Below are 13344 nucleotides of genomic sequence, written 5' to 3' on the forward strand. Positions count from 1 at the left end.
TCATGCACAGCGACATCCTCCGTCCGATGGTGGCGCTCGTCGCCTGGACGCTGGTCATGCAGGTGTGGATGATTGTCACCCGCCTCCCGGCGATGAAGGCGGCCGGTATCGACCTTCGCACGCTCGTCGGCACCAAGGCGTCCGACGCCGATCGCGGCCTGCCCCCGCACGTTCAGTGGAAAGCGCACAATTACAATCATCTGATGGAACAGCCGACGCTGTTCTACGCGATCTGCGCCGTCATCGCGCTGACCGGCACCGGCGACGGGCCCAATGTCGTGATCGCCTGGACCTATGTCGCTCTGCGCGTGATACATTCGCTGGTACAGGCGACCACGAACAAGGTAGGGCCCCGCTTCATGCTCTTCATCGCTTCCAGCATCGCGCTTGCCGCGCTCACGCTCCACGCCGCTCTGGCGGTGCTCTGATGGCGAAGGGAGAGCTATTCGAGCGCCACCGCCAGCCGTGGACGCAGGACGAGATCCAGAAACTCCACCTGCTCGCCAAGAAGGGCATGGCGCTCAAGGCGATCGCCAAGGCGCTCAAGCGCAGCGAAGAATCGACCAAGGAGCGCGCCAAGGCGGACAATCTGTCGATCGCCAAATTGCGCTAGCCGCCCCCGGCCCGCCCCGACCCGCCAGCGCCGGGCCTAGCCGAACAGGCGCTTGGCGCTCCGCTCCAGCATCAGCAACTGCCACAAGGTCCGGCCATGGTCGGCGCGGCCGCTGCGATGCGCGTCGGCGAGCTTGGCGACCTGCGCCATGTCGAGCCAGCCGCTCTCGACCAGCGTCCGCGACCGGGCCAGCCCCTCCGCCTCGGCCGCCAGCGCGCCGCGGAACCACGCGCTGACCGGCGTCACGAAGCCCATCTTGGGCCGGTAGAGGATATCGCGCGGCAGATAGCGTTCGAGGCTGCGCTTCATCAGCCATTTGCCCTCGCCGCGATGCAGCCGCATGCCGAGCGGCAGCGTCGCGCTGAACTCAACCAGCCGATGGTCGAGCAGCGGCTCGCGTGCCTCCAGCCCGACCGCCATGCTGGTCCGGTCGACCTTGGTCAGGATGTCGCCCGGCAGCCAGATCATCATGTCGGCATATTGCGCGCGATCGATCGCATCGCGCGCCGGCGCCGCGCGCATCGCCGCCACGTACCGGTCCTCGGCACGGTGGCCGCCGAGCACCCGCCGCGCCTCGCTGCTCAGCAACCGCGCGCGCAACTCCGGCGCGGTCACTCCGACGGCGCGGGCATAGGCCTCGTCGCCATCCGCGCCGAGCGCCAGCAGCGTCGCCTTGGCGCGCAGCGGCCGCGGCGCCCAGTCGGCCTTGGGATAATAGCGGCCGAGCGTACCGAACGCGGCGCGGCGCCAGCGGTCGGGCAACAGCGCGCGCACCCGCTCCTCCGCCGCCTGGAACCTGTAGCGGCGATAGCCCGCCAGCATCTCGTCGGCGCCGTCGCCCGACAGCGCCACCGTCACGCTTTTGCGTGCCAGCGCGGCGACCTGATAGGTGGCCAGCGCGCTGGCATCGGCGAACGGCTCGTCGAAATGATGGACCAGCGTATCGATCAGCGTGACGTCGTCGGGTCGCACCACCTGTACGTGATGGTCGGTGGCGAACCGCCGCGCCACCGCCGCGGCATGCGCGCGCTCGTCATGCCCCGCCTCGTCGAAGCCGATCGTGCAGGTCTTGACCGCCGCCTTGCTCGCCTCGGCCATCAGCGCGACCACCGCCGAACTGTCGACCCCGCCCGACAGGAAGGCGCCGAGCGGTACGTCGGCGACCATCCGGCTGCGCACCCCGTCGCGCATCTTCGCCAGCAGCTCCTCGCCCAGCGCCTTGGCCGAGCCGCTCGCGCGATCGGCGAAGCTGAGGCTCCACCAGCGCCGCGGCCGCGGTACCCCCTGCCAGCGCTGCACGAGCAGGAAATGGCCGGCGGGCAGCTTGCGCACCCCGGCGACGAGGCAGGCATCGTCGGGGACATAGCCGAACGCCAGGAAGTCCTCGACCGCGGTCACGTCCGGCGCCCGGCGCAGCAGCGGATGCGCCAGCAGCCCCTTCAGCTCGGACGCGAAGGCGAGGCTGCCGTCGGACAGTTCGACGTAATGGAGCGGCTTCACCCCCATGCGATCGCGCGCCAGGAACAGACTGCCGGTATCGGCATCGTGCAGCGCGAAGGCGAACATGCCGTTGAGCCGGTCGAGGAGCGCCGGCCCCCACGCCCGCCAGCCGTGCAGCAGCACCTCGGTATCGCCGCCGGTGACGAAGCGCGCGCCCTTGCGCTCCAGCTCGTCGCGCAGCGCGGCGAAATTGTAGATCTCGCCGTTATAGGTGACGGTCAGCGCGCCCGCCTGCATCGGCTGGGGCGATCCCTCCAGATCGATGATTGACAGCCGGCGATGGCCAAGCCCCACGCCGGGTGCGGTCCAGATCCCCTCGCCGTCGGGACCGCGATGCGCCTGCGCCGCGATCATCGCCGCGATCCGCGACGGGTCGACCGGCTTGGGCGTGCCCGGATGGAAAATCCCCGCGATGCCGCACATCAGCGCAGGCCGGCCGCAGCGTTGCCGAGCCGCTCGATCGACCCCAGCGCCGCCGCGAAGGCGGCGATGTCGGCGCGCGCATCGCGGCCGGGCACGACCTCCGCCGACAGATGGATCGCCACCGCGCGCTGCGGGCCGCCGAGCAGCTTCGCCTTCATCGTCTCGATCTTCACCACGCGTTCGTCCGATGTTACCGTGTCGCCGACGACGTACCATGTCGCGACGACACGCTCCACCGGCCCGGCGGCGGTGATCCGCATCGCCTTGCCGCCGGCGATCGGCGCGTCGTCGGCGACGCGCAGCCAGCGGTCCTCCTCGCGCAGCGCGCCGGTGCCGAACGCACCGATCTTGTGCCCCTCGCCCTGCGCGCCGAAGACCGCGATGGCGAGGTCGACCTCCGCCCCGCCCGCCGCATAGCGCCCGAACAGGCTGTGGTCCGCGCCGGGATAATAAGGCTGCCACGGTGCCCGCGGGCTGAGCGGCGCGCGCGTCCAGCCCGCCACCTGCGGCAGGTCGATATGGCCCGGCAGCGGCGTCGCGCGATGCGCGATCGCTGCGCTCCACGCCGGCCACACGCCGGCCATCGCCACGGTCAGCAGCACCGCGAGCGGCAGGCCGACGCGCCCGCCGCGCACCGGCGGCAGCGCGACGGGATCGAACGCCGGCGCATCGGGCGGTCGATCGAACCAACGCCAGCCGATCGCGAGCACCGCCGCCATCACCAGTCCGAAGAACAGCCAGCCGTAGACGATATGGTCGACGCCCGTCGCCGCCTCGACGCTGGTGAGATGCGCGGCATAGATCGTGCCGAACGCCCGCACGCCGTTGGCGAGCACCGGCACGACCAGCGCCGCCAGCAGGAACCACGCACGCCGCCGCCACGACACGAAACAGACGTTGGCGACCAGCACGCCGAAGGCCAGCATGGCGATGACGAACTTGGCGCCCGAACACGCCTCCGCCACCTCGAACCAGTATCGGCCGGCATGGATCAGCACGCCGTTCGAACTTGCCGGCACGCCGAACAGATGCAGCAGCGGCATCACCATCCGCACCGTCACTGCCTGCAACGCCGGCTCCAGTTCCTCGCCGAACGGGACGAGGAACAGCGCATAGCCCAGCGGAAAGGCGAGCCCGCGCGCCACCTGCGGCCCGAGCAACGTCACCACCGCGCCCTGCAGCATGACGATCAGCCCCAATTGCCGCGCGAAGCTGACCGACCCCGCGTCGCCCATCAGCCAGCCGATGCCGCCGAGCGCGACCAGCGCCAGCCCCGGCCACCACGCCACCGGCATCAGCACCGCCAGTTCGCGCCGCCGCTGCCAGACCAGCCAGCCGATCACCGGCGGAATGAAGAGGCAATGGCCGAAGGTCGTGCTCGTCCACCAGATCGAGACCAGCCGCACGACATCGTCGCGGAACAGCAGCAGGATCGCCGCCGCCGCAATCGCCAGCCCGATGGCGTGCCGTCGCCACTGTGCGGCGGTCATGCCAGCCCCAGCAGCGCGTCGAGCGGCGCCAGCCGCGCCGCCCAATCGTAGCGCGCGATCACCCGCGCCCGCGCCGCAGCACCGAGCGCCGCCGCCGCGCGGGGATCGTCGAGCAGCGCCGCAATCGCCGCGACGTGCGCCGCGGCATCGTCGGCGACACGCAGCGTGCCGCCATGATCGATCCCCTCCGCCGCCGCGACCGAGGCGACCACCGGCCGCGCCATCGCCATCGCCTCGAGCACCTTGTTCTGGATGCCGCGCGCCAGCCGCAGCGGCGCGACGCACACGTCTGCCGCCGCGAGCCACGGCCGCACGTCGTCGACCGCGCCGGTGACGATCACGGCGTCGGAGACCAGCGCCTGCACCGCCGCCGTCGGAGCGCGCCCGACGATCGCGAACCGCAGGCCGGGATAGCGCGCGCGCAAGGCCGGCAGGATGTCGCGGGCGAACCAGCTGACGGCCTCGATGTTGGGGCGGTAATCCATCTGCCCGGTAAAAACGATCAGCGGCCGGTAAGGCCCGGCCCCGCCCCCCAATCCTCCCGTCACCCCGGACTCGTTCCGGGGTCCACTGCGCGGCGAGGAGAGCGGCCCATGATCTGCGGCCGTTCCCCCGTGGACGGGTGGACCCCGGAACGAGTCCGGCGTGACGCTGTAGGCCACCGCAGCCGGATCGAACGCCGCGGCATCGATGCCGTTGTCCACCGCGACGATCCGCCCGGTCGCTCCGCCCCCACGGAACAGCGCCGCCTCCGCCGCGCTGACGAACAGGCTCGCCGAGACGCGCGCCGCCACCCGCCGCTCGAACGCGCCGAGCAGCCGCGCCTCGCGGCGCATCATCCACCGCATCGGCACCGATCCCGCCTCGGCGAAGCCGGCGAACTTGGCCGAATCCACATCGACGAAATCCATCACCGCCGGCACGTCCGCCGGCAGATATTGCGCCATCTGCCCCGAGAAACAGTAGACCGCATCGGCCTTCACCGCCGCCACCGCCCGCCGCATCCCGGCCGACGCGAAGGCGGTCAGCGACACCGGCAGGCCACGCGCCAGCGCCTCGGCCGCCGCCAGCGCCTGCGGCTTGCGCCGCCGCACGATCGACACGCTCGCCAGCCCCTCGGCCAGCTCGGGCGGCACATCGCAGTCCGCCTCGCCCTCCCCGAACGCCACCAGATGCACCCGCGCCCGCGTCATCAGGCGGCGTAGCACGTGATAGCTGCGGATCTTGTCGCCGCGATCGGGCGGAAAGGGCGCGCGATGAGCGAGGAACAGCAGCTCCATCACCCCAGACCGCGCGAAATCCATGGCCCCAGCGCATTGGCGACCGGCAGCGGCAGCCGCTGCCACGTCCGCACCATCAGCGCATATTTGGGGTTGAGCGGATTGACCGCGCGGCTCGGCCCCTCGCTGCGCGTGGCGTAGAGCCGCGGCACGCCGGCAAAGCCCCAATTCTTCTTGAACGCCGCCGCCCCCGTCCCCGTCTTCGACCGACCGAAGTCGAACCGGGTACAGCCCCGCGCGCGGGCATGGCCCATCAGCGCGAAATACATCCGGTCGTTGGCGCGCAGCCCGCGCGCCGCCGCCGTCCCGCCGCCCCAATAGGGAAAGACGGTGCCCTGGAAATACAGGCTCAGCACGCTCGCCACCGCCCGCCCCTCATGCCGCACGGTCAGCACGTCGGCATCCATCGTCTCCGCCACGCAGCGGAACAGCCGCGCCGGAAACACCGGCGTGCCGAGGTTGCGCACCGATTCGGCATAGACGCGGTAATGATCGCGCAGCAGCGCCGCCCCGCCCGTCTCCACGGTCAGGTCGAAGCCGAGCGCCCGCCGCACCTCGGCACGCTGCTTGCGCGGCACCGCGAGCAGTTCGGCATCGTCGTCGGCCGCCAGATCGCGCGCGAAGCCCAGATAGGCGGTGTCGTCCGTCTCCCATCCCGCCGGTGCCGGGCCGCCGCGCAGCTCGACGCCGGGACAGCCGATCCGCTGCGCCAGCGCCCAGGCCGCCGCACCGAGCGCCTCGACGCCCTCGCCGAGCACGCCGCCATCGACGCCGAAGCCGGTCGACACCAGCGCCTTGCCGAACAGCGGCGAACGCATCGCGGTCAGCGGCAGCATGCCGACGATCGCGCCGCCACGCTCGGCGACCAGATAGCGCGCGCGCTGTCCGCAGCCGCGCTCGACCGCCCGGCTCCACGCGGTGAGGTGAAAGGGCGTCGCGCCCGCGGTCCGGCGCACGACGTCGTCGATCGCCGCGCTCTCGCGCCTATCGCACAGGTCGACCTCGCGCACCGCCAGCGGCGTCACGACAGCAGCGCCGCCTCGCGCGCCACCACCGTATCCACCCGCCCCCAGTCGTGCCGCGCGATCAGCCCGCGCAGCTTGCCCGCCATCGCCCCAAGCCGCGCATAATGCCGCACCTTGGATCGCAGCGGCGCCTGCCGCACCCGCGGCTGTGCCGGGTCGACCTCCCACGGGTGGAAATAGAAGATGCCGGCATGTCCGTCGGCGTTGACCTGCCGCACCGCAAGGTCGGTCAGCGCCGCCGGCAGCAGCCGGAAGAAACCACCGCCCGTCGCCAGATGCCGGCCGCCGACCTTCGCCACCGTCACCGGCAGTTCGACCAGCGGCGCGTCGGTCAGCGGCCGGAACGCATAGCGCGGCGCATCGCGCCAGCCATAATGGTCGTGCGCCACCGGCGCGACGCTCGACGAATAGGCATAGCCTGCCTCCGCCAGCTCGTTGAACGCCCACAGGTTGCGCGTGTCGATCGAAAAGCTCGGCGCGCGATAGCCGGTCACCCGCTGGCCGCCGGCATCCTCCAGCGCGATCCGCGCCCGCGCCAGATCGGCGCGGAACGCCGCCGCATCCATGGTGAACACGCGCTGATGGTCCCAGCCGTGGCTGGCGATCTCATGGCCCGCATCCACGATCCGCCGGATCAGCCGCGGATGGCGCGCCGCGACCCAGCCGAGCGTGAAGAAGGTCGCGTGGACACCGCTTTCCGCGAACAGGTCGAGCACCGCGCCGGTATTCGCCTCGACGCGGCTTGCGATCGTGTCCCAGTCGTCCTTGGCGATGACGCGTTCGAACGCGCCGACCTGAAACCATTCCTCGACGTCGACCGACAGGCCGTTGCGCACCGCGCTACGCGGCATGGTCCCACGCCGCCGGAGGACGGATCGGCACATGATCCTCGCGGATTTCGGCCGCGCCCGCCGCCATCGCCGCCGAGGCGACCGCCGCCTCCTGACGATCCGCCTCGACCCAGTCGACCAGCAGCGTCAGCACCCGCCGCAGCGCGCCCTCCTGCTGATTGACCCGTGCCTCCAGCGCGGCGATGCGCGCCTCGACCGCAGCCGGCAGGGGTTGCGCCCTGTGCTCCGCATCGGGTTCCGGCGCGGCGGGGGCCGTGGGAGCGGCGCGCGGCACGAAGCGTCGCACCGAGCTATCCGCCTCGACCGCGACCGGCTCCGGCGCGATCGCCGCCGGTTCGTTGGCCTGCATCGGCAGATCGCCGTTGAGGTCGCCGAGCACCTGGCGCACGACGGGACCGTCGATGATCCCCAGCCCCTCGACCGCGGCGTGCAGCATCACCCGCCCGGCCAGCTGGTTGAGCCGCCGCGGCACGCCGCCCGATCCTTCGTACAGCGCCGCAAAGGCATCCGCGGCGAAGTCGGGCCGCCCCTGCCAGCCGACCACCGACAGCCGGTGCGCGATATAGTCGGCGACCTCATGCGCCTCCATCGGGTCGAGGTGATGGATGGCGATCACCCGCTGGCGCAATTGCTCCAGCCGGTCCGAGCCGTGCAGCCGCTCGCGGAATTCGGGCTGGCCGAGCAGCAGGATCTGCAACAGCGCATGGCCGCCGGCCTGGAAGTTGGACAGCATGCGCAATTCTTCGAGCGAGTCGATCGGCAGCGCCTGCGCCTCGTCGACGATCAGCAGCGTCCGCCGCCCCGACCGCGCCACCGCGTGCAGGCCGCGTTCGATCGCGGTCAGCAGCTGCGCCTTGGCCAGCCCCTGCGGATCGACGCCCAGCCCGGTCGCGACAATGCGCAGCAGGTCGTCGGCGGGGATCGCGGTCGAGACGATGGTGATGACGTTGAGCGCCGCGGGATCGACCTGCGCGGTCAGGTGGCCAACCAGCGTCGTCTTGCCCGCGCCGATATCGCCGGTGACGACGACGAAACCCTCGCCCTGCGCCAGGCCATAGCCGAGATAGGCCATTGCCTTGCGATGCGTCGCCGTCTCATACCAGAAGCGCGCGTCGGGCGTCAGCTGGAACGGCCGCCCCGATAATCCGAAATGCGCGTCGTACATATGCCGATGCCCTTAGAACGAGTAGCGCGCGGCAAGCAGTGCCTGCGCCGACCAAGCGGTATCCACGTCGCCGGTATCGAAGGCGTAAACGCCCGCGCTCGCCGTGGTGGTGATCCGTCCGAAACTGCGACCATAGCTCGCCGTACCGCCATAGGACCAGAGGCCCGCGGTCCGCGCGATGCCCGATTCATAGTAATTGACGAACAGATTGGCATTGAACGTCGACAGCGCGGTCAGCGTCCGGTTGAAGAACAGCTGGCCATAGGCGCTCTGGTCCTCGACCCCGTACAGCGTCACGCCCGGCACCGCCTCCCGGTCGAACAGCTTGCGACTGGCATAGCCGACCCCGCCGCCGAAGGTGGACCGCCCGCGCGTGATCGACAGCACCGCATCGAGCCCGCGCGCGCGATAGCTCGCGGTCGAGATCGACTGGAACACGTCGTTGAGGCAGCCGCCCGGCGTCGATCCGCTCGTCGAGAAGATGCAGCCGTTATATTGCTGGGTGAAGGCGTCGCGCGCCGACAGAAAGCTGGTCGGCAGGTTGGCAAGCCCGGTACGCAACTGCCGGCCGAAGGTGGTGACGCTGTCATAGACGTCGGCGGCAAAGCCGACCTGCTCCGACGCCTGATAGGTGAGCAATCCGGTATAGCTCAGCGAACCGTAACGCTCGCCGACCCGCGCCTCCGCCGACAGCCGCCGGTTCGGGCGCCACACCACGCCGGCGTCGTAATAGACGCCATCGGTGCGATAGGCGATCTGGCGCGGCGCCGCCGGATCGGTGACGAACCGCCCGTCGCGGTCGACCAGCGGGCCGCCCGCGGCGTCGCGGAGCGCGGCGCGGCTGCTCGTCTCGACCCGCTCGTAGCCGATCCCCGCAGTCAGGGCGACATAGGGCGAGACCGGCGCCAGCACGTCGCCGCGCACCCGCCAGCTCTGGTAGCGGCCGTCGAGCTGCCCGGCATCCTCACGTTCCCAGCCGCCACTCGCGGTCAGGCCGACCGGCAGCACCTGCCCCGGCCGGACGCTGGCACTGGCGCCCACCGCCTGACCGAACGAATCGTCGTAATAATCCAGCCGCGGCTGCCCGGCCGCCAGGCCGGTGAAGCTCGGCGTCTCGACCTTGGTATAGCCCGCCTGATAGCTCGCCGCGATCGCCACCGGCCCGGCCTGCGTCGCATAGCGGGGGCCGCCGTACACCGCATAGACCTGGCTGATATTGTCGACGTTGCCGACCAGCACGCCGGGCGCCGCGCCGCGGATGTCGGACCGGCTGCGCGTCGCGATGCCGCCCCCCTCCAGCGTCAGCCCGCGCGCGACCTGCGCCGAGACGCGGGCGAGGCCGGTGTGAATGGCGTCGTCGCCGACCCGGTCGTCCCAGGCGATGCGCCGCTCGTAGCGATAGGACAATTGCCCGGTGAGGCGCGCGCTGCTCGCCGCCACGTCGATCCCCGCCGCGATCGTCGAATAGGTCAGCACGTCGCCGGAATTGAGGTCGGCATCGAGCACCTGCCCCAGCTCGATATAGGGCACCGCTCTCAACTGCCGGCTCTGCGCCGCCGCGCCGCCGGCCGCGACCAGCGCACCCGCCGCCAGTCCGACCGACAGCGTCCGTATCACTTGCCGGGCTCCTGCCCGTAATAAGTGCCGTAGCGGTGCCCGCCGGGCACGAACGACACCGCGTTGAGCACCAGCGCGATCTCGTCGCAGCCGTCGAGCCGCTGCACCGCCTCGCGCAGTTCGCTTTCGGGCGTGCGATCGGCCCGCACCACCAGCACCACCTGCCCGACCAGCATCGCCAGCACCGCCGCGGGCGACGCCGCCAGCGCGGGCGGCGAATCGAACAGGATGATGCGGCGTGGATTGGCTTCCAGCAGCCGCGCCAGCACGTCGCGCGTCCGCGCCGAGGCGAGCAATTCGGTATCGGTCGCGGTCTTGGTCCCGGCGGGCAGGATCGACAGGCCGCCGACGTCGGTACGGATCACCAGGCTCTCGACATCGATCCGGCTGTCGGCAAGCGCGTCGAGCAGCCCCGGCTGTTCGGCAAGGCCGAGCTGCGCGAGCACGTCTGGCTTGGCGAAATCGGCATCGACCAGCAGCACCTCGGTATCCCGCTCCGCCGCCATCGACAGCGCCAGGTTGACCGCGCAGAAGGTCTTGCCGTCGCCCGGCCGCGCCGAACAGATCAGCGCGGTGCGCGCCTTGTCGCGCGCCTCCGCGGCGCCGCGTCCGGCGCGTGCGATGCGTTCGCGAGTGATCAGCAATTGCCGCTTGATCAGCCGGAATTCCTCGGCGAGTGGCCCGACCGGCGCGCCCGGCACGATCATCCCCGCCTCGGCGAGCATGCCGCGGTCGATCCCGGCGATATCGGTCAGCTCGGGCGTGTCGTAGAAGGCTGCGGGCAGCTCCTGCCCGACCGGTGCACGCAATTCCGCGGGGATGGCGAGGAAGGTCGGATCGGCGGCCGGATCGGCCGCGTCCCACGTATCGACCGGCGGCGGCGGCGGTGCCACCGCCTCGGGCGCCGCCAGGTCCGGCAGCGGCGTCCGCCGGCGCAGGTGCGAGCCGAAATCATAGACGCGCGCGGCGCGCTCCAGCAGCGATTCGCCCTGATCCGGTGCCTGCGTCATCCCGTCGTCCTGTCGCAGCCCGCTCATGCCGCCATCCCCCGTTGCAGCACTTCGACGCCGAGCAGCAGCACATAGGCCGCGACCAGCCCGGCGGTGCCGCCCAGGAACAGCTTGAGCCGTTTGGCGCGGTGTTCAGACTGGACGCGGGTCACCACCTCACCGATCGACCCGATCACCGGCATGCCCGTCGCCTTCTCCAGCCGCGGCCCGGTCGCGAAGGTCGCGCGCAGCTGGCCGAGCGCGAAGGCGGCGCCGATGCCCGCCGCCAGCCCGGCGATCAGCACGCCGGTGAGCAGCAGCATCCGGTTGGGCGCGGTCGGCGCGCGCGGCATCGTCGGCGGGTCGATGACCGAGAATTTGACGGTGTCGGTCTGCGTCTGCGCCTGGCCGCGCAGCGCGATCTGCTGCCGCTGGGTCAGCAGCTGGTCATATTGGTCCTTGAGCACCTGATAGTCGCGATCGATCTGGCCCTGCTCCGCCGCTACTTCGGGATCGCCCGACAATTTGGCGTTGAGCTGTTCGAGATCGCCCTGCAACTGCGCCTTGCGCATCCGGAGCGCCGCCACCGCCGACTGCTTGTCCGCCACCATCGACTGGAGCGAGAGGTACAGCGGATTGGGCGTGCCGGCGCTGCCGCCGCCCATCGGCTCGCCGCGCGCGGTCGCCTGCGCCGCCGCAAGCTGCCGCTTGAGCGCCACCACGTCGGGATGCTGATCGGTGTAGCCACGCGCGCGCGCATCGGCGAGCTGGCCCTGGATCGCGTTGAGCGCGGCACGCGCCGGCCCCGCCGATGCGCCGTTCGCGCCGGGGATCGTCGCCGGCGTGCCCGCCATCTGGCCCTGTACCGCGGCGAGGCTCGACTGCGCCGCGGCGAGGTCGCTGTCGACCTGCGCCATCTGGCTGCGCGATGCGCCGATCCGGTCGCTCACCGATCCGGTGCCGGGCAGCGCGCCGAGGTAGCGCGTCTGGAAGTCCGCGCGCTTGGCGTCGGCATCGGCAAGCTGCTTCTGCAACTGGTCGAGCTGCTTGTTGAGGAAGTCCAGGCTCTGCGTCGTCTGGTTGCGGTCGCGGCCCAGATTCTGCTCGACGAAGATGTCGATCAGCTTCTGGGTGATCGCCCGCGCCAGCTTCGGGCTCGCGGCGGTCGTCGTGATCTGGAACAGATTGTCCTGCTGGCTGTCGACCTTGATCGCATTGGCGAGGCCGGCGACGCGATCGGCGACGTCGCGATCGCTCGACACCGTCTGCGCCAGATCGGTGCCGCGCACCACCTTCTCCAGATTGACCGCGCTGATCAGCGTCTGGCGGATCGTGTCGACGTCCTTCTGCTGCGTCTGCGCCGGCGCATCCATCGAGGCGGGCAGGATCGACTGCATCTGCACGAAGACGCGCGCGCGCGATTCGTAGCGGCTCGGCATCTGGCTCACGACGAACCAGCCGGCGACGCACACGCCCCACGCCACCGCCAGCGCCAGCCAGCGCCGCGTCCAGATCGCATGCAGCGCCAGCCGCGCCTCGTCGTACAGGCCGTTCATCGCGCGATGGCCCGGTCGAACGCGAACGCCGCCACGCCGCACCGTCCGCGGCGCAGCACGGCGAGCCGCGCGGCCTCCGCCGGTCTGCGGCCGAAGGCAAGCAGGACAGACCCGGCCATGCTCAGAACATCGACTCGGGGATGATGATCACATCGCCCGGTTGCAGACTGACGTTGGCGCGCGAATCGCCCTTCTTCAGCAGATCGGCGATCGCCAGCTTATACTCCTGCTGCGCCCCGGCCTTGCGGTCGTGCCGGACCAGCTTGGCCTTGTTGCCCGCGGCAAATTGGTTGAGCCCGCCGACCGCGATCATCGCGTCGAGCAGCGTCATGTTGGCGCGATAGGGGATCGAGGCGGGCTTTTCGGTCGCGCCGATGATCCGCACCTGCTGGCTGTACGTACCCGAGAAATTCTCGACGATCACCGAGACGATCGGGTCCTTCACATATTGGCCCAGCGCCTGCTTCATGTCGGCGGCAAGCACCGATGGGGTCTTGCCGACCGCGGGCATGTCGTTGATCAGCGGCGTGGTGATGCGGCCGTCGGGGCGCACCTGCACCTTCGCCGACAGTTCCGGATTGCGCCACACGAAGACGTTGAGCTGGTCGAGCGGCCCGATGACATATTCCTCGCCGGGCTGCTCCTTGCTCGCGACATAGGTCGCGGGCGGCAGCGCCGGTCCGCTGGCGCTGCTCGCGCAGCCGCCAAGCACCGACGCCGCGGCACCGACGGCGAGCAGGACACGGACGGGAACACCGGAACGCATAATCTTCTCCTGACCCCCAGACGCACGGTCGCATCGCAAGGCGGGCGCGTGCGGCACGCCATGGGGCGG

13 protein-coding genes are annotated in these 13344 nt (G+C 70.9%); 2 read left to right on the forward strand and 11 right to left on the reverse strand.

The features are described from left to right. The first annotated feature begins 2 nt into the window (after nucleotides 1-2). Together HD841_RS09555 and HD841_RS09560 are read left to right on the forward strand one after the other, a co-directional pair. Nucleotides 3-428, forward strand: a complete 426-nt coding sequence (locus HD841_RS09555) for an MAPEG family protein (RefSeq protein WP_179508619.1) — start codon at nucleotides 3-5, stop codon at nucleotides 426-428. Continuing rightward, entirely contained in the window at nucleotides 428-613 is a 186-nt protein-coding gene (locus HD841_RS09560; RefSeq protein ID WP_179508620.1) for a hypothetical protein, read from the forward strand. Before HD841_RS09555 ends, HD841_RS09560 begins: the two co-directional genes overlap by 1 nt. Nucleotides 614-649: 36 nt before the next feature. On the opposite strand, the gene HD841_RS09565 is transcribed toward HD841_RS09560, so the two are convergent. The 11 genes from HD841_RS09565 to HD841_RS09610 are packed head-to-tail and all read right to left on the reverse strand — an operon-like array spanning nucleotide 650 to nucleotide 13275. Next, on the reverse strand, nucleotides 650-2536 hold the full coding sequence (locus tag HD841_RS09565) for an XrtA/PEP-CTERM system amidotransferase (RefSeq protein WP_179508621.1): 1887 nt from the start codon (nucleotides 2534-2536) through the stop codon (nucleotides 650-652). Next, nucleotides 2536-4026: an exosortase A gene (xrtA, locus tag HD841_RS09570; protein ID WP_179508622.1), complete on the reverse strand. Its 1491-nt coding sequence runs from the start codon at nucleotides 4024-4026 to the stop codon at nucleotides 2536-2538. The genes HD841_RS09565 and xrtA overlap by 1 nt, the downstream gene beginning before the upstream one ends. Then, nucleotides 4023-5306, reverse strand: coding sequence for a glycosyltransferase (locus tag HD841_RS20735; RefSeq protein ID WP_257015438.1), 1284 nt, complete (start codon nucleotides 5304-5306; stop codon nucleotides 4023-4025). Before HD841_RS20735 ends, xrtA begins: the two co-directional genes overlap by 4 nt. Then, nucleotides 5306-6331 carry a FemAB family XrtA/PEP-CTERM system-associated protein gene (locus HD841_RS09580; protein ID WP_373562979.1) on the reverse strand — a complete coding sequence of 342 codons (1026 nt, stop codon included), beginning with the start codon at nucleotides 6329-6331 and terminating at the stop codon, nucleotides 5306-5308. Before HD841_RS09580 ends, HD841_RS20735 begins: the two co-directional genes overlap by 1 nt. Beyond that, the gene (locus HD841_RS09585; RefSeq protein WP_179508624.1) at nucleotides 6328-7182 is read right to left on the reverse strand and encodes an XrtA system polysaccharide deacetylase; all 855 of its coding nucleotides are present in this window, start codon (nucleotides 7180-7182) and stop codon (nucleotides 6328-6330) included. The genes HD841_RS09580 and HD841_RS09585 overlap by 4 nt, the downstream gene beginning before the upstream one ends. After that, nucleotides 7172-8347, reverse strand: coding sequence for an ExeA family protein (locus HD841_RS09590; RefSeq protein ID WP_179508625.1), 1176 nt, complete (start codon nucleotides 8345-8347; stop codon nucleotides 7172-7174). The genes HD841_RS09585 and HD841_RS09590 overlap by 11 nt, the downstream gene beginning before the upstream one ends. A gap of 12 nt (nucleotides 8348-8359) precedes the next feature. Further along, nucleotides 8360-9964 (reverse strand): hypothetical protein, encoded by a 1605-nt coding sequence (locus HD841_RS09595; protein WP_373562980.1) that lies wholly within the window; start codon nucleotides 9962-9964, stop codon nucleotides 8360-8362. Continuing rightward, nucleotides 9961-11001 carry an AAA family ATPase gene (locus tag HD841_RS09600; RefSeq protein ID WP_373562981.1) on the reverse strand — a complete coding sequence of 347 codons (1041 nt, stop codon included), beginning with the start codon at nucleotides 10999-11001 and terminating at the stop codon, nucleotides 9961-9963. Before HD841_RS09600 ends, HD841_RS09595 begins: the two co-directional genes overlap by 4 nt. Beyond that, nucleotides 10998-12509: an XrtA system polysaccharide chain length determinant gene (locus HD841_RS09605; protein WP_179508626.1), complete on the reverse strand. Its 1512-nt coding sequence runs from the start codon at nucleotides 12507-12509 to the stop codon at nucleotides 10998-11000. Before HD841_RS09605 ends, HD841_RS09600 begins: the two co-directional genes overlap by 4 nt. After that, nucleotides 12506-12628: a hypothetical protein gene (locus HD841_RS20740; RefSeq protein ID WP_257015391.1), complete on the reverse strand. Its 123-nt coding sequence runs from the start codon at nucleotides 12626-12628 to the stop codon at nucleotides 12506-12508. The genes HD841_RS09605 and HD841_RS20740 overlap by 4 nt, the downstream gene beginning before the upstream one ends. A 2-nt stretch (nucleotides 12629-12630) precedes the next feature. Next, nucleotides 12631-13275 carry an XrtA/PEP-CTERM system exopolysaccharide export protein gene (locus HD841_RS09610; protein ID WP_179508627.1) on the reverse strand — a complete coding sequence of 215 codons (645 nt, stop codon included), beginning with the start codon at nucleotides 13273-13275 and terminating at the stop codon, nucleotides 12631-12633. Nucleotides 13276-13344 lie beyond the last annotated feature (69 nt).

The sequence above is a fragment of the Sphingomonas melonis genome, from assembly GCF_013409985.1.
In the GTDB taxonomy this organism is placed as follows: Bacteria; Pseudomonadota; Alphaproteobacteria; order Sphingomonadales; family Sphingomonadaceae; genus Sphingomonas; species Sphingomonas melonis_A.